This window comes from Hartmannibacter diazotrophicus (assembly GCF_900231165.1).
In the GTDB taxonomy this organism is placed as follows: domain Bacteria; phylum Pseudomonadota; class Alphaproteobacteria; order Rhizobiales; family Pleomorphomonadaceae; genus Hartmannibacter; species Hartmannibacter diazotrophicus.
In genome coordinates, this window is sequence record NZ_LT960614.1 from 4,429,549 (window position 1) to 4,444,944 (window position 15,396).

Below are 15,396 nucleotides of genomic sequence, written 5' to 3' on the forward strand. Positions count from 1 at the left end.
GAAAGGCTCTTGCCCGTCTCAGTCGACGTAGTAGCGGCGCGCCACCCGGAACCAGAAATCGACGATGGTGTTGGCGATCTGGCTCATGCCGTCGAGGCTGTCGACCTTGTTGATCACCGCATTCGCACCGAAATCATAGGCGCGCCGGACGAGTTCCTCGTCGGTGGACGTGGTCAGAACGACAACGGGAAGCGACTTGAAGTCGTTGTGCTGGCGCAGCTTGGCCAGAAAGAGAATGCCGTCCATCACCGGCATGTTGATGTCGAGCAGCACCAGGTCGGGCAAGGGAATGTCATCGCCGCCGGCGGCGGTTTCCAGATGCTCGAGCGCGAGCTTGCCGTTCTGGAAGGAATTCACCTCGATGGCGATTGGCGCCTGCGAGAGCAGTCTCGAGATCAGGCGGATTTCGTCCTCGTCGTCCTCGACGAGAAGAATGCGTGCATCGGGGTCCGGCGCACCGTCGTGGATCTCCGCTTCCTGCTTGGCGGATCTCATCCCCTCTCCTCTCGCCCGCAAGGAATATTCGACACGGCCTCATGCTGTGCATGTGGCCCTCGGAATGAAGCCGCCCCACCCCGGCACGGAATTCCAGATGAACATCCCCGTCTCGACACAGGCTACCACCTCTGCATGACCGTGGGCCAGAAGAACTTTCCCTGATGATCAGGGTCCTTGGCGTGAGAAACGGCCCGGCATGACCGGCGGCAAGCACGAAACGGACAATTCCGCGGCCTCGCGGAAATCAGCGCGCTAGCGGCGCGGCCAACCGGCTCGAAAGCCTGTGGGCCTGACAGCATCGCGAGGGCCGTTCGAACCGGACCCGAACCATCCCGCACCCAGCCCCCCGTCGGAGGACCAGACCATCTCACCCTGTCATTCAAACCAACAAATATTGACGTAACGTCAATAAGATCGATTTCGCCAAACGGCGGTTCCGCTTGCATTCGAATTGACTTATATGCTGAAGGTGCGGTTCGCGGCTTTGCCTCCGCTCCGCTTGGCCGGGCCACCAATGAAGACGGCCGAAAGTTTGGGCAAATCGGGCGATTCCGCCGCAGCGGGATTGACGAGCAGCCAAAATAATCCGATTGGGTCGCGTCAAGAAACCTGACGGTAAACTGTGAGTTGGGGGGACGAAACCGATGCCGGTATTGCTGCGCCTTAGCTATTTGATCGACAACATCAATGGCTTCATAGGGCGGTCCGTATCCTGGCTTGTGCTGATCGCGGTTCTGATCAGTGCCGGCAATGCCACCATGCGCAAGGTCTTCTCCGTGGCGTCCAACGCCTGGCTGGAAGCGCAATGGTATCTGTTCTCCGCCGTCTTCCTTCTGGCGGCCGGCTACACCCTTCTCAAGGGCGAGCACGTCAAGATCGATATCATCTACGGCCACCTGCAACGGCGCACCCAGGTCTGGATCGAGATCCTCGGGACGCTGCTCTTCCTCTTCCCCTTCGTCGGCATCACCTTCTATCTGACCCTGCCGCAGGCCCTGAACCGGATCACGTCGGGCGAGGTGTCGAACAATGCCGGCGGCCTCATGCTCTGGCCGGTCTGGATTCTGGTCCCCATCGGCTTTGCCCTGCTCGGCCTGCAGGGTGCCTCCGAACTCTTCAAGCGCATCGCCTTTCTGAGAGGCGCCGGCCCCGATCCGGCGGAAGGCTACGGCAACGGTCCCCACTGACCGAGCCGCCAAGCCTGTTCCTGTCTCCGGTTTCTCAAGAAGAGTTCGACAGCCATGACTGCCTTCTTCGCTGAAAATCTCGCTCCGATCATGTTCCTGGCGCTGGTGGTCCTGCTGCTGCTCGGCTACCCCGTCGCCTTCGCCCTTGCCGCCAACGGCTTCATCTTCGGCCTCATCGGCATCGAGCTCGGCCTGCTCTCGCCCAATCTCTTCGGCGCGATCCCGGACCGCATCTTCGGCGTCATGTCGAACGAGACATTGCTCGCCATTCCCTTTTTCACCTTCATGGGTCTCATCCTTGAACGAAGCGGCATGGCCGAGGATCTGCTGGAGACCATCGGCCAGCTCTTCGGCCCGATCCGCGGCGGCCTTGCCTATGCGGTGATCTTCGTCGGCGCGCTGCTTGCCGCCACCACCGGCGTCGTCGCCGCCTCGGTGATCTCGATGGGCCTCATCTCGCTGCCCATCATGCTGCGCTACGGCTATGACCGGCGCATCGCGACGGGCGCCATCGCAGCCTCCGGAACGCTCGCCCAGATCATTCCGCCGAGCCTCGTGCTCATCGTGCTGGCCGACCAGCTCGGCCGCTCGGTCGGCGACATGTACAAGGGCGCCCTGATCCCCGGCCTGGTGCTGACCGGCTTCTACGCCGCCTTCGTCATCGGCGTGACGCTCGTCAGGCCCGAGTGGGCGCCGGCCCTGCCGCCGGAAGCGCGCACGCTACGCGGATGGAAGCTCGCCCGCCGGGTCGTGACCTCACTCCTGCCGCCGCTGATCCTGATCTTCCTCGTGCTCGGCACCATCTTCATCGGCCTTGCGACGCCGACCGAAGGCGGCGCCATGGGCGCAACCGGCGCACTGATCCTTGCCGCCATGAACCGGCGCCTCAACTTCAAGATGATCAAGCAGGCGCTCGACACGACGACGAAGCTCTCCTCCTTCGTCATCTTCATCCTGCTCGGCGCCCGCGTCTTCTCGCTGACCTTCTATGGCGTCGACGGTCACCTCTGGGTCGAGCACCTGCTCACCTCGATCCCCGGCGGAGAGCTGGGCTTCCTCGTCGTCGTCAACCTGCTCGTCTTCTTCCTCGCCTTCTTCCTCGACTTCTTCGAGCTGGCCTTCATCATCGTGCCGCTGCTCGCGCCGGTCGCGGAAAAGCTCGGCATCGACCTCATCTGGTTCGGCGTGCTTCTGGGCGTCAACATGCAGACGTCCTTCATGCACCCGCCCTTCGGCTTCTCGCTCTTCTACCTGCGCTCCGTCGCGCCCGAGAAGCCTTATGTCGACAGGATCACGGGGCAGACCATCGCGCCGGTCACCACCGGCCAGATCTACATGGGCTCGATCCCCTACGTCTGTATCCAGGTGGTCATGGTCGGCCTGCTCATCTTCGCCCCGAGCCTCGTGACCCACTACAAGGCCGGCGAGATCGAGGTCGATCCGTCGACGGTCAATTTCTCGGTGCCGATGCCGGGCGCAGGCGGCGCGGGCAATCCCTTTGCCCCGGGCGCCACCCCCGGAGCCAATCCCTTCGCAGCGCCGGGTGGAGATGCCGGCGGGGCAGCTCCCGGCGGCCTGCCTGCGCCCAGCTTCGGCAGTCCGGCGCCGGACTTCGGAGCGCCAGCGGCACCAGCGGCTCCAGCCGCCCCCGGCGGCCTGCCGGCACCCGACTTCGGCGCCCCGGCGACAGGGCAGTAGGGAGAGGAACCGGCTAAGAATGAGGTGGGGGCTGAATTCTGCCCTTTTCCTCTCTCCTCTCCATCGTCATCCCCGCGAAAGCGGGGACCCAATCATGGAGCGGCAGAGAACGACGCTTCGGATCGCGGCAACGCATTGCCCCTTCCCGAAAAACCATTTTGCTGTGAGGCCAATGGGTCCCCGCTTTCGCGGGGATGACGATGGAGAGTCAGTGAGTGGAAAATGGCCTCGCCCGGACGTGGGGCCGAAGCCTCCATATCAACGTTTGGAAAACGCGAGCATCGAGATGATCGGCACGGCCGATCTAGTCGACATCATCCAATCGCGGCGACCGCAACTCACCAGTTCAATGTCTCATAAAGGTCGTCCCAATCGGGATTGGCCGCCTCAATCGCCTGCACCTTCCAGGCCCGACGCCACTTCTTCACCGCCTTCTCTCTGGCGATGGCGTCTCCGATCGTCGAAAATTGCTCCGACCAGACGAGCCGCTTGCAGCCATATCGTTCGGTAAAGCCCGGCAAAAGGCCGTTGCGATGCTCATGCACCCGGCGCGGCAGATCGCTTGTCACGCCGACATAGAGCGTTCCATGCTTCCGGCTCGCCATGATGTAGACCCAGCCGGCCATTCAGGACCGCCTCCTCCGTCATCGACCGATCCGCCTTGCCCGGACCTCTCTGCCCTGCCCAACCTCTCCACCGTCATCCCCGCGCAAGCGGGGACCCAATGGCCTCTCAACCTCCAAACCAGCTCGCAATCAAATCGATGATGTGCAGCACTTTGGGATTGGAGAAATGAACAGCTGCAAAGGCTTTCAGTTCGGCAGCGTAAATTGCAATAAAGCGTCCGAGAGCGAGAACAATCGGACTTCTCGCAATCCACTTGCCCGCTTCCTGTCCAGCGGCGTCTCTTGCCTTGGCTGCAAATTTGCCAGACTGATCGAATCCAAAATGCCAGACTGTATTGATGCCAGCTGCTAACAAATTTCCGAAGGTTCGGAGTCCCTGTTCGGCACCCAACCGGCCATTGAGATTGTCGCCGCCCTCTTTCAGGGCTTCAATTGCATCGCCGACTTCCAAAGCAGCATCCTCGCTGACAATCTCACGATCCTTGATTTCGTCCGCGACGGCATCCAGAAGCGGTTTGACAACCTCTTTCGCCGTCTCCACCTCCTGAGGACCGGGCCGGCGCGCATCAAGCTCACGCAATTTCGTATCGGAAGAGGCGAGCGGGTTGTAGGTGTCGAGAATATCGCGGAGATATTCCGCCGTCCCGGGCTCCAGCTTGTCGGGATGCGGCTCGTCGCTCGCCTTGACTGCCTCGTGGGCAGCGTGGCGTCGACGCAATGTGTTCATCCGTGACCACATGCGCGTCGGATTGGCGGCGGAGAAATCCTCGGGCATCACGGCCAGTGCCTTGGCGACCGGATCGTTCAGTGACCCGAGCACATTCCTCCCCAAAGCGACCGCATCATGCATCTTGTCGCGAAGTTCATCGTAGAGATCGCGCTGCGCCGGCCCATCTGTCAGGCCCGATCCGGGCCGCATGGGCGCAAGATCGATCGGCCTGTCGGGAGTTTCGGTGAAAATCGGTGCCAGAGGGTCTTGAGCGGGACCATCGATTTCCTTAGGCATATACTGTTCGATCAGTTCCCTGATGCGCGCATTTACGACTTTAGGGCCTTGGGGCCACAACTCATCCTCAATAAGCGATCTTTTGATCTCAAGTTGTTCGATGGATGGTCTGCCGAAAAGTCGATCTTCGTACCACTCTGTCCAAACTTCCCAGCCTTGATGAAGCGAAAGCAGATCTGCTTTTATATTCCGCCAAGTTCGAAAAAATTTGTCGTTTGTGACGTCACCCCACAGTGGCACACTCGCTAAGATTTCTGGGCTTGCTCCCTCTTCAATCGACCGACGGTCGCTTTGCAGCGCAGAGAAGTAAATTCCCGCAGTTCGAGCGCCGACTACACTCGCCGCCAATCCCCCATTTGCAACAGCGGCGGAAGAATTCGAAAATAGTAAACTTACGGCCTCGGGCGGCCAGACGATTGGAGCCTCCATAGCAGTGTAAGCGGCAGCCGAAACAGCGAGTTCCGCGTGCTCATACGTTACCATGTTAATGGCCGCACCATGGGCCGCACGACTAAGCATATTCGAATAAGCCGGATACCTTGCTGCAGCCCATGCCGAAGCCACGGCGCGACAAGCTTGGAATATTACATAGGCTGACAAATCATTGATCGTTCTCATCCGATGTGTCAGCGAGACAAACGGGAAAACCCTCAGCGCCGCCCGTGCCGCAATCGCGACCGAGACCTCTCGCGGCTGCTTTCCGAGCCACACTTCCAATTCATCGCGATCGAATTCAGGCTCGTCCGCCCGGTCCACCATCCGCCCCGCTCCATCTTCCCGAGGCCAGAGTGCGATGGCGCACTCGTTGCCGCAAGCTCTGGATGTGTTGCGGACCGCAGAGCGCAAGGTTCCACATCCCCCTACCCCTCCATCGTCATCCCCGCGCAAGCGGGGACCCAATCATGGATCGGCAGAGAATGGCGCTCCGGGCCAAGGCAGGACGTTGCCCCTCCCCGCGACAGCCATGTCTCGCAAAGGCCAATGAGTCCCCGCTTTCGCGGGGATGACGACGGAGGGGGGATCGGATGGGAGCCCGGCCGAAAGCAACGCGCCCCAGCTCTCACATCGCATTCGCCCCCTGCCTTCTCACTTCACTTATCTCATTGACCGCAAACGACCGCCCCCGGGCTCCCACCGTCATCCGAACGTCATTCACCACATAAAAGTCAGACAAAAATCACAAAAGACCACAAAAACCCTCGTGACAAACGGTTCGGACAGGCGTAGAAGCACGCGCCATCGGTCATGCATTTCAAGACCGGTGCTTTAGGTATTTTGATCGGAATTCATGATGAGAAACTCTATCGGTAATCTGTATTTCAAGACCGCCATCGTTCTTTTGCTGACCGGCATGGCCGCCGGCATCGCGATGGCAGCAAGCGGCAACCATTCGATTTATTCGGCGCACGCGCACCTGAACCTTCTCGGCTTCGTGGTGACGTCGATCTATGGCGGCTATTTCACGATGTTCCCGGCGAAGGCGGCCGGGCCGCTGCCGAAGGCCGTGCTCGGCCTGCACGCGGCGGGCACGGTGGCGATGTTCCCCTCGCTCAGCCTCGTGCTTCTCGGTCACGAGGCGATGGAACCGGTCGTGGCGGTGGCCTCGATCATCGTCTTCCTCGGCGCCGTGACCTTCGCGGTGGCGGTGTTCCGGGAGCCGAAGGGCTCGGAGGGCATCAACGAGCGCTCGAAGCAGGCCAAGCCGGAGACGAGCTGGTGGCCGGACAAGAGCCACGAGGCCGCGATGATCTTCGGCTTCGCGCATTATCAGAACTGACGAAAAGGCCGGCCGCGGGGGTTACTCCGCGGCCGGTTCTTTCCAGAGCATCACCCGGCGCTCGCCCGGACTGTCGAGGGCGGCCGGAAAATCCGGATAGACGAAGTTGGCGCCCCCGCGCCGGAAGGTGACGAGGCCATTCGCCTCATCCCAGCTTGCTATCTGCTCGCGGCGCACCTTGCCGATCGGGCTGTCCAGCGTGAAGCGCACCGCGTTGATCCAACTCGGGGCGGTCTCGGTCAGCTGATCCTGCAGGGCGAAGAAGCGCTGCAGCGTCAGCCGGAAGGGCGCGGAATAGCGGATCGGCTCGGGCACATAGACCGACAACGTCCGCACCCGGCAATCGTCAAGCCGCGTAATCAGGCTTTTGAGCACATCCACATGGTCGTTGACGCCGCGCAGCAGCGGAAAATGGTTGTAGAGGCGAAGGCCGCGCCGGCTGAGACGCCGCAGCACCTCTTCCACATCGCCGCAAACCTCATAGGGGTGGACAAAGTGGAAGACGAGCCGCACGTCGGCCGCCTCCAGCAGCGCCATCCGCGTTTCGTCGAAAAGCTTCGGGGCAAAGGCGAGCGCGCGGGTGTGCATGCGGATCGAGCGGATCTGCGGCAGGGCCCGAAGGGTCTCAAGCACCAGTTCCAGATCCCGCACGGGCAGCATCATCGGATCGCCGCCCGAAAGGATCACTTCCGAGACATCCGGCTTCGTCTCAAGATAGGCGACGAGCCGCTCCAACTCGCCGGAAACATCGCTGCGTCCCGCCCCATGGGCATCGGAAAGCACGTCCTGCCGGAAGCAATACTGGCAGTGCCCGGCGCAGACCGACGTCGGCATGAAGAGAACGCGGTCGGCGTATTTGTGGATGATGGCCGACGAGCCCGGCGCGCCCATGTTGGAACGGTCGCCGACCCAGTCGGCGACCTCGTGGCCGGCATGGAGATCGAGCCGTTCCTGGCTCGGATAGGCGGTCCGGTGCAGCGGCCCCTCGCGGTGGCCGAGCGCTGCAACCTCCTCGTCGATCTTCCGCTGGTAGAATTTCGTCACCTTGACGGGCAGGAGATTTTCCGCCCGCGCGATCGCCGCAAAGCGCGCGTTGAGCGCGTCCTGAGCCACGCCCTCGTCAAGCCGGGCGGCAACCGCGCTCATGCCGAAAGGTCCACGATCCCCGCTGTGCCAGCCTCTGTGCCGAAGGCCAGCTCCAGCCCGGTCGGCGACCAGCCAAGCGCCGAGATCGGCCCGTCTTCGGGCCGGCGCAGCAGCACCTCCTCGCCATCGGAAAAGCGCACGAGCAGGATCATGCCGTCGGAATAGCCGATGGCGACGATCTCCTCCAGCGGATGGCAGGCAACCCGCGTCACCATCTCCTGCCGTGCGCCGAGTTCCAGCGGCCGCTTACCCATCGGGCCGTCCTTGAAATGGAAGGGCCAGCCGATGCTGGCCGGCGCGCCGGAGGTGAGCAGGAAGCGCCCCTTGGTCGACCAGGAGAGGCAGCGCACCTTGGTCGGATAGCCGGACATGCGCATGTCCTGGCTGTCCGCGATGCGCCAGCCGTGCAGCGCCGGTTCCTGCATGGCGGTCACCACATTCTTGCCGTCCGGCGAGACGGTGACGTGCAGATGCGCGCCCTTCCAGAAAAGCTCCTGCACGGCGCCCGACGTGCCGGGAAACCAGAGGCCGACGCCGTTGTAGCCGGCGACCGCGAGGCGGTAGCCCTTGGGAAAGAAGGCGACCCCGCCGATGGATCGCTCGCGCGTCAGTTCCTCGACCTTGCCCTTGCCGTCGATCGCCCAGACCGTCCGGCCGGAGGCGCAGGCGACCGCCCCGTTTGGCCCAGCTGCTACGACGTCCAGCCACTTGCGCGGGCGCTCGAAGGCAAGCTCCGGTGCATCGGTGGCCCTGACGCGCATCAGCTTGCCATCGTCGCCGCCGGTCACCAGCGTCTTGCCGTCGGGACTGACCGAGGCCGCAAGCACCGCCCCGGCGTGAAGCGCGATGGCCTCGCCATTGGTGCCGCGTGTCAGCTTGCCGGCGCCGTCCGCGAAAACCGGCGTTTCACCGAGAAAGCCGGCGTGAACCACATAGCCGAAAACGGAGACAGGCGTGATGGCGACCAAGGCGGCGGATCCTCAATTGGAAAGGCGGGACTGACAGGCCCCATAAACGATTTTGCCGCCGGGATCATCCCCGGCGGCGGAAAATTCGGCTCTTCATTTGCCGCGGTGTCATTCCCGGCCGACGGTCCGCAAGGACCGAGGGGAAGGGAATCCAGAAGCAAAACGAGACCCTCGTGACCAACGTCTGGATCCCCTTCCCTCGCCGAGCACGCTCGGCTCGCCGGGGATGACATCAGAAGCGCGCGGCAAGGTCCCTCACACCAGGCATTCGTTGAAGCTCCGCTCCAGCGCCTCGCGGTTGAGGTGCCGGCCGATGAAGACGAGACGGCTCTCGCGCGGCTCGTCCTTGCGCCAGGCACGCTGGAGATCGCCCTCGACGATCATGTGAACGCCCTGCAGCACATAACGCATCGGCTCGTCTGCGAAGGCCATGATGCCCTTGAGGCGCAGGATGTTGGGGCCTTCGACCTGCGTCACCTCGTTGATCCAGCGCAGGAACCGCTCAGGAGAGACGTCCCCGCCCTTCAGCGAGATGCTGGTCACGTCCGTGTCGTGATGGTGGTGATGCCCGTGATCGTGGTCATGGTCATGATGGTGATCATGATCGTGCCCGTGATCGTGGTGATGATGGTCGTGGTCGCAGTCCGGACCGCAGACGTGGTCATGCTCGGCGTTCGCTTCGAGGAACTGCGGGTCGAGCTCGATCATGCGGTCAAGGTCGAAGGCGCCGCGGTCGAGCACGTCGGCGATCGGCACGGCGCAGCGGCTGGAGCGGATGATCTTCGCATACGGGTTGAGCTGGTGGATCGTCTCCTCGACGACCTTCAACTCTTCCGCGTTCACCAGATCAACCTTGTTGAGGAGGATGAGATCCGCGAAGGCCACCTGGTCTTCCGCCTCGGGGCTGTCGGCGAGCCGGGCCATGAAGTGCTTGGCGTCGACGACGGTCACGATCGCGTCGAGCTTGGCGCTCGCCCGCACGTCCTCGTCCATGAAGAAGGTCTGCGCCACCGGCACCGGGTCGGCAAGACCCGTGGTCTCGACGATGATCGCGTCGAAGCTGCCCTTGCGCTTGGCAAGCCCCTCGACGATGCGGATGAGATCGCCGCGCACGGTGCAGCAGATGCAGCCGTTGTTCATCTCGAAGACTTCCTCGTCGGTGTCGACGATGAGGTCGTTGTCGATGCCGATCTCGCCGAACTCGTTGACGATGACGGCGTAGCGCTTGCCGTGGTCCTCGGTGAGGATCCGGTTGAGCAGCGTCGTTTTGCCGGCTCCCAGATAGCCGGTAAGAACGGTGACGGGCACAGGCCCGACGGCGGCTGGCTGCGGCTCGGCCATAAGGAAGTCTCCCGGGATTCGACCTGACGAGGAATGGTTAGCTCTCTAACTCGAACTTCATCCAACTGTCACGCGGCTTGGCTATGGGTTGGCGGCGCAGTGCATGACCATTGTCTGGAAGGCCGGACGTTAGCTGGCTCCGGACCGAAGTGGATGTCGAGGCGGCATGGCCATGGCACCCGTTTTCGATCCGGTATGATATGCCCTAGATAAGCAAGCGAGCGAAAGACGCAACAGTGGATATGTGGCGCAGGGCCGATTGATGGCTTGCTGAGCTGAGGGAAGGATCGACGGATGAGCTTCAATCATCGCAAGACGGTGACCTATCGACTGACGCAGGCAGCCCGCGCCCACCGTACACGCGCCGCAATGCATCTGGCCCGCATCGGACTGCATCCGGGGCAGGAAGCGGTCCTCAAGGCCCTGGCCGACGGGGACGGCCAGAGCATGAGCGAGCTCGCCACCGAACTCGGCGTCCAGCCACCCACGGTCACCAAGATGATTGCCCGGCTCGGCGTGCAGGGGCTTGTCCTCAGGCAGGTCTCCGACCTCGACGGGCGCCTTGCCCGGGTCTACCTCACCGACAAGGGCCGCGAGAAGATCGACCTCGTCAACACAGCCTGGAAGCGGATCGAGCGCGAGGCTCTCGCCGGCCTTGAGGACAAGGACCGCAAGCGCCTGCGCAAGCTGCTGCGCGCCATCGAGAAGAACCTTGCTCCCGGCACCGATGACCTTGAGGACGCCGACGAGATCGAGGCCGAGACGACCACGCCCGGAACCGAGCCCGAAGCGGAAGGCGAGACCGTCGAGGCGGTCTGACCGGCTGCCGGTCGTCGAGATCGCGACAAGTCCGGGAGCCTCGGGCGGCGATTGCCTCAGCCATGAGGATGGCGCATCGGTGCCATGACAAATTTCCGGTCGTATGCAGACGTCACAAGGTCCATCTTGGTGCGACCTTGCTCCTGTCCGAAAGCTCTCCCTTGTGAAACCGCCCGCCGCCAAGGCTGTGCGCGAACCGGCCCTGCCCGGCGCGGTCGTCCCGTCTTCGTTGAACCTGCCCTCCCGTGATCGCCTGGTCGGTTTCGGGCTGATGCTGCTGGCCATGCTGTTCTTCGCCACGCTCGATACGACGGCGAAGCTGGTCACCCACGATGTGCCGACCCTGCAGGTCATCTGGCTGCGCTATGCCGTCCATACGGTGGTCATGCTGGCGATCTTCAATCCGCTCCACCACCGGGAAGCCTTCGTCGTCCGTCGTCCCGGCATGCAGGTGATGCGGGCGCTGTTCCTGACGGCGAACACCAGCCTCAATTTCCTCGCCGTACAATACCTTCAGCTGACGCAGACGGTGACGATCACCTTCCTCGCGCCGCTGCTGATCGCCATGCTCTCGGCCTTCTTCCTGAAGGAATATGTCGGCCCGAGGCGCTGGGCGGCGATCGCCGTCGGCTTTTGCGGTGTCCTCGTGGTCACGCGGCCGGGTGCCGGCGAAATGAACTGGGCGATCCTGCTGTCGCTCGGCTCGGTGCTCATGTACTCGGTCTATGTGCTGTTCACGCGTCATCTCGGCCAGTCGGAAACGGCAGGCAGCATGATCCTGATTTCGGCCGTGGTGCCGACCGTGCTGATGGCCCCGCTCGTGCCGTCGGTCTGGATCTGGCCGTCCGAGCCGCACGTGCTGATCCTGCTCTTCTGCCTCGGCCTGTTCGGCGGCTTCGGTCACTATCTGCTGATCGAAGCGCACCGGCGGGTGGCGGCCAATGAGCTAGCGCCGATGACCTACACCCAGATCACTTGGATGATCTTCTACGGCTATGCCGTCTTCGGCGACGTGCCGGATGGCTGGACCATCGCCGGCGCCGCGATCGTCATTCTGTCCGGCCTCTATCTCCTCTGGCGGGAAAATATCCACCGGCGGCTGCAGCCGCGGACCTGAACCGGTCGGCAGGACGAAATGCCGCACGAAAATGACGACACCTGAAAGTGGCAGCCAGAGCGATCGGCGACTGTGGAATTTCTGGAAAGTGCCCTCGCCTGCGGCGGGCGAATACAGTCCGAATCGTCAGTCTTACTGACGAAACGTCTGCAAGAAGGACAAACCCGCGGTCTCTTTGCCCGCATTGGACCAAAGTCGCGCGGCATTATGAACAGAAGAGACAGGAAACGGCCTGCGCCGGATGATTTTTCCGTGGATCTTTTCGAAAAATCTAGAGATCTCAATAGGAAAGCTATATGGTATGATGATTCAGCAAGAAAACGGGCAAGGTAAGCCCGATCATTTTGACCACATTTTTTTCATAGCCTGCCTTGAATATCGACGCGAGAAGACAACCTGAAATTGCCAGTGAGTGTTGCTAATTCGTACACGCTTTCTATTTATTTGATGATCAAATAAAAGAATTGGTCGCGGGTGATCATCTCGCGTCCAAATGAACGTGTCAGATGAAAACGTTCAGGCAAATGCTCTCGCCACGATGAGAATGCCTGCATGAGGAAGGTTCAACGTTGCGCCGAAGACGAGTCACCCTGAGCCAGATCGCAGCGGAGCTCAATGTTTCCACAGCCACCGTTTCGCTGGCCTTGCGCGACAATCCGGCCGTCTCCAGCGAGACCAGGCAACGCGTCCGCGAGCGTGCGGCGGATCTTGGCTACATCTACAATCGGCAGGCAGCCAGCCTGCGCACGGCGCGCACCAACATCATCGGCGTCGTTGTCAACGACGTCATCAATCCCTATTTCGCCGAGGTTTTCCGCGCCGTCGAGAACGAGCTGGAACGCGAAGGCGTTACGATCCTGATCTGCAACCATCGCGACGACCTCGCCCGCCAGCAGACCTTCGTGTCCGTGCTGCAGCAGCAGAACGCCGACGGCCTCGTCATCTGTCCCTCGCTCGGCACGACGGCGGCCGATATCGAGCAGATTACCCGCTCCGGCACGCCCGTCACGCTGATCTGCCGCGACGTCGAAGGTGCGACGGTGCCGATCGTGCGCGGCGACGACTTCAAGGGCACCTACGACCTCACCACGCACCTGATCTCGCTCGGCCACAAGCACATCGCCATGATCGGCGGCCGGCGCAAGACGTCATCCGGCCGCGACCGCTACGGCGGGTTCCTCGCCGCGATGGAGCAAGCCGGCCTGAGTGTTTCGGAAACCTCTGACGTCCCCGAAATCATGACATCGGCGGAAGGCAAGGCCGCGGTTGAGCGGCTCCTGCTGGCCGATCCCCGCCCGACGGCCATCGTCTGTTTCAACGACCTGCTCGCCATCGGCGTCATGTCCGGGCTCTATCGCAACAAGCTGCGCCCCGGCATCGACATTGCCGTGACGGGCTTCGACGATGTCGACGGGTCCGAGACCTGGACGCCGTCGCTGACGACCGTCAGAAACGGCTCCGACGAGATCGGCCGGCAGGCGGCAAGCGCCATCATGGCGCTGGTCAACGACCGCCCCCTGCCCTTCGACCGGCTGCTCATTCCGCCGAAGCTGGAGATCCGCGAATCCTCGCCGCCTCCAAGCCCGGAGCGCAAGGCAAGCTGATCAGCCCTGGCGCGCGGCCATACCGACTGTGTCTTCGATCTCGCGCGTCAGGCCGGCGTCAAGGCCGAGCCGGGCGGCGAGCAGATCGAGATAGGCCCGCTCCGCAGGCTGGTCCGGCTCCATCGCAAGCAGTGACGCGGCATAAATCTCCGCCGCCTGCTCCTGGCTTTCCGCGAAGCGGACGATCCGGTCGATGTCGACCGGTGCGCGCAACTCGTCCATGACGAAGGCCTTTTCCTCGGCATCAAGCTCGAGCTGATCGAGGTTGGCGAAGACCCGGGTCTGCTCCTCGGCGTCGATATGGCCGTCCGCCTTGGCGGCCGCGATCATCGCGACGACGAGGATGAGGGCCATGGACTGTTCGCCGCCGGGCGCCCGTCCCGGATCGAAAGGCGTGTCCTTCGGCGGCGGCAGGAGTTCGACCGGCGCGCCAACAGGCGTCATGCCGGCATTCGATGCCGGCTGCGCCTCGGCATTGCGGCGCTGCCACGCGGTCCAGGCAAGCCCGGCGACTGCGGCCAATCCGCCATAGACGGCCGCCTTCTTGGCAAGTTTGCGCCCCTTTTTCGAACCCAGCAGCAACCCTGCGAGCCCACCGGCAAGTGCGCCCGTGGCAAGCCCCTTTCCCTGCCCCGCATAGCCGTGGCGGTTCATCTGCGCCTGACCGGCGCCCATGATATCGTCGAGCAGCTTCTTCGCGTCGAGCACTGTCATTCCATCCCTTGGCAATGGAGCGAACGTGTCCCGCCGATGGCATCCTCGTGCAAGGACGCACCGGATCGACCGGACGCTCCGGTTGAACCCAAGGGGAAATGTGCATGGCGATCCCACCATGCAAGATCGGCGGCCTGCCGGCTTAGACGGCGAGCTTGACCGCCTCTGCCGCCAGCGCCTCGATCCGGGCCCAGTCGCCGGACCTCATCGCATCGTCGGGAGCGACCCAGGAGCCGCCGACACACACGACATTCGGAAGAGACAGATAGTCCCTGGCGTTCGCCGCCGAAACGCCGCCCGTCGGGCAGAAGGTGAGTTCGGCCAGCGGCGAGGACAACGCTTTGAGGTAGGTCGGCCCACCGGCCGGCCCCGCCGGGAAGAACTTCATGATGCGATAGCCGCATTCGCGCGCCATCATCGCCTCGCTGGCTGTCGCAACGCCCGGCAGCAGCGGCATGCCGATCTTGAGAGCATGGGCGAGCAGGGTCGGCGTCGCACCGGGGCTGACCATGTAGGTCGCGCCCGCTGCCTTGGCCGCATCGGCCATCTCCGGATCGAGCACCGTTCCGGCCCCGACGAAGGCACCTTCGACAGAGGCCATCGCCTTGATCACGTCGAGCGCGACCGGCGTGCGCATGGTGACCTCCAGCGCCGGGAGGCCACCAGCCACCAGCGCCTTTGCCAGCGGCACGGCATAGTCGACGTTGTCGACGATGAGGACGGGAACCACCGGGGCCCGGCGGAGGACGGCGAGGAGGGCTTCGGTATCTTGCATCATGCTCAGAGCATTAGCGCAATCCGCCGGCATTGCAAATCGCTGAATCCATGAGCCCCCGCGCAAATGCAGATCGCACGGGCATCCGCCATGCGCCTGTCGCAAGGCACAAACGTTTCA

14 protein-coding genes are annotated in these 15,396 nt (G+C 62.9%); 6 read left to right on the top strand and 8 right to left on the bottom strand.

Annotation, left to right across the window (positions count from 1 at the left end; all coding sequences use genetic code 11):
* Window positions 1-18 precede the first annotated feature (18 nt).
* A complete protein-coding gene (locus tag HDIA_RS20580; protein WP_099557857.1) occupies window positions 19-495 on the bottom strand; it encodes a response regulator in 477 nt (158 codons plus the stop codon).
* Window positions 496-1,142: 647 nt separating this feature from the next.
* On the opposite strand from HDIA_RS20580, the gene HDIA_RS20585 reads away from it, so the two are divergent.
* Entirely contained in the window at window positions 1,143-1,685 is a 543-nt protein-coding gene (locus HDIA_RS20585) for a TRAP transporter small permease subunit (RefSeq protein ID WP_099557858.1), read from the top strand.
* Between the two features lie 54 nt (window positions 1,686-1,739).
* Window positions 1,740-3,383: a TRAP transporter large permease gene (locus HDIA_RS20590; RefSeq protein ID WP_099557859.1), complete on the top strand. Its 1,644-nt coding sequence runs from the start codon at window positions 1,740-1,742 to the stop codon at window positions 3,381-3,383.
* A gap of 338 nt (window positions 3,384-3,721) precedes the next feature.
* On the opposite strand, the gene HDIA_RS20595 is transcribed toward HDIA_RS20590, so the two are convergent.
* Both HDIA_RS20595 and HDIA_RS25475 read right to left on the bottom strand, forming a co-directional pair.
* Window positions 3,722-4,009, bottom strand: coding sequence for a GIY-YIG nuclease family protein (locus tag HDIA_RS20595; RefSeq protein ID WP_099557860.1), 288 nt, complete (start codon window positions 4,007-4,009; stop codon window positions 3,722-3,724).
* 106 nt (window positions 4,010-4,115) lie between these two features.
* A complete protein-coding gene (locus HDIA_RS25475) occupies window positions 4,116-5,774 on the bottom strand; it encodes a hypothetical protein (protein WP_157775758.1) in 1,659 nt (552 codons plus the stop codon).
* 529 nt (window positions 5,775-6,303) lie between these two features.
* Between HDIA_RS25475 and HDIA_RS20605 the strand changes: the two genes are divergently transcribed.
* Complete coding sequence (locus HDIA_RS20605; RefSeq protein ID WP_197708056.1) at window positions 6,304-6,792, top strand: hypothetical protein; 489 nt, start codon at window positions 6,304-6,306, stop codon at window positions 6,790-6,792.
* Between the two features lie 21 nt (window positions 6,793-6,813).
* Here the strand turns inward: HDIA_RS20605 and HDIA_RS20610 are convergent, their stop codons facing one another.
* The 3 genes from HDIA_RS20610 to HDIA_RS20620 form a co-directional block, all read right to left on the bottom strand.
* Window positions 6,814-7,938: a radical SAM protein gene (locus HDIA_RS20610; protein WP_099557862.1), complete on the bottom strand. Its 1,125-nt coding sequence runs from the start codon at window positions 7,936-7,938 to the stop codon at window positions 6,814-6,816.
* Entirely contained in the window at window positions 7,935-8,906 is a 972-nt protein-coding gene (locus HDIA_RS20615; RefSeq protein ID WP_099557863.1) for a WD40 repeat domain-containing protein, read from the bottom strand. Before HDIA_RS20615 ends, HDIA_RS20610 begins: the two co-directional genes overlap by 4 nt.
* 255 nt (window positions 8,907-9,161) lie before the next feature.
* On the bottom strand, window positions 9,162-10,247 hold the full coding sequence (locus tag HDIA_RS20620) for a CobW family GTP-binding protein (protein ID WP_099557864.1): 1,086 nt from the start codon (window positions 10,245-10,247) through the stop codon (window positions 9,162-9,164).
* Between the two features lie 294 nt (window positions 10,248-10,541).
* Between HDIA_RS20620 and HDIA_RS20625 the strand changes: the two genes are divergently transcribed.
* From HDIA_RS20625 to HDIA_RS20635, 3 genes are all read left to right on the top strand, one after another.
* Window positions 10,542-11,066, top strand: a complete 525-nt coding sequence (locus tag HDIA_RS20625; RefSeq protein ID WP_099557865.1) for a MarR family winged helix-turn-helix transcriptional regulator — start codon at window positions 10,542-10,544, stop codon at window positions 11,064-11,066.
* Window positions 11,067-11,229: 163 nt separating this feature from the next.
* On the top strand, window positions 11,230-12,183 hold the full coding sequence (locus HDIA_RS20630) for a DMT family transporter (protein WP_162292675.1): 954 nt from the start codon (window positions 11,230-11,232) through the stop codon (window positions 12,181-12,183).
* Between the two features lie 569 nt (window positions 12,184-12,752).
* Window positions 12,753-13,787: a LacI family DNA-binding transcriptional regulator gene (locus tag HDIA_RS20635; RefSeq protein WP_099557867.1), complete on the top strand. Its 1,035-nt coding sequence runs from the start codon at window positions 12,753-12,755 to the stop codon at window positions 13,785-13,787.
* Here the strand turns inward: HDIA_RS20635 and HDIA_RS20640 are convergent, their stop codons facing one another.
* Entirely contained in the window at window positions 13,788-14,501 is a 714-nt protein-coding gene (locus HDIA_RS20640) for a tellurite resistance TerB family protein (RefSeq protein WP_245884007.1), read from the bottom strand.
* 142 nt (window positions 14,502-14,643) lie between these two features.
* A complete protein-coding gene (gene eda, locus HDIA_RS20645) occupies window positions 14,644-15,279 on the bottom strand; it encodes a bifunctional 4-hydroxy-2-oxoglutarate aldolase/2-dehydro-3-deoxy-phosphogluconate aldolase (protein ID WP_099557868.1) in 636 nt (211 codons plus the stop codon).
* Between the last annotated feature and the right edge of the window lie 117 nt (window positions 15,280-15,396).

What these genes read in the sequence shown, in the direction of transcription:
- HDIA_RS20580 (WP_099557857.1), bottom strand. Translation starts at nt 495, where the DNA reads ATGAGATCCGCCAAGCAGGAAGCGGAGATCCACGACGGTGCGCCGGAC.
- HDIA_RS20585 (WP_099557858.1), top strand. Translation starts at nt 1,143, where the DNA reads ATGCCGGTATTGCTGCGCCTTAGCTATTTGATCGACAACATCAATGGC.
- HDIA_RS20590 (WP_099557859.1), top strand. Translation starts at nt 1,740, where the DNA reads ATGACTGCCTTCTTCGCTGAAAATCTCGCTCCGATCATGTTCCTGGCG.
- HDIA_RS20595 (WP_099557860.1), bottom strand. Translation starts at nt 4,009, where the DNA reads ATGGCCGGCTGGGTCTACATCATGGCGAGCCGGAAGCATGGAACGCTC.
- HDIA_RS25475 (WP_157775758.1), bottom strand. Translation starts at nt 5,774, where the DNA reads ATGGTGGACCGGGCGGACGAGCCTGAATTCGATCGCGATGAATTGGAA.
- HDIA_RS20605 (WP_197708056.1), top strand. Translation starts at nt 6,304, where the DNA reads ATGATGAGAAACTCTATCGGTAATCTGTATTTCAAGACCGCCATCGTT.
- HDIA_RS20610 (WP_099557862.1), bottom strand. Translation starts at nt 7,938, where the DNA reads ATGAGCGCGGTTGCCGCCCGGCTTGACGAGGGCGTGGCTCAGGACGCG.
- HDIA_RS20620 (WP_099557864.1), bottom strand. Translation starts at nt 10,247, where the DNA reads ATGGCCGAGCCGCAGCCAGCCGCCGTCGGGCCTGTGCCCGTCACCGTT.
- HDIA_RS20625 (WP_099557865.1), top strand. Translation starts at nt 10,542, where the DNA reads ATGAGCTTCAATCATCGCAAGACGGTGACCTATCGACTGACGCAGGCA.
- HDIA_RS20640 (WP_245884007.1), bottom strand. Translation starts at nt 14,501, where the DNA reads ATGACAGTGCTCGACGCGAAGAAGCTGCTCGACGATATCATGGGCGCC.
- eda (WP_099557868.1), bottom strand. Translation starts at nt 15,279, where the DNA reads ATGATGCAAGATACCGAAGCCCTCCTCGCCGTCCTCCGCCGGGCCCCG.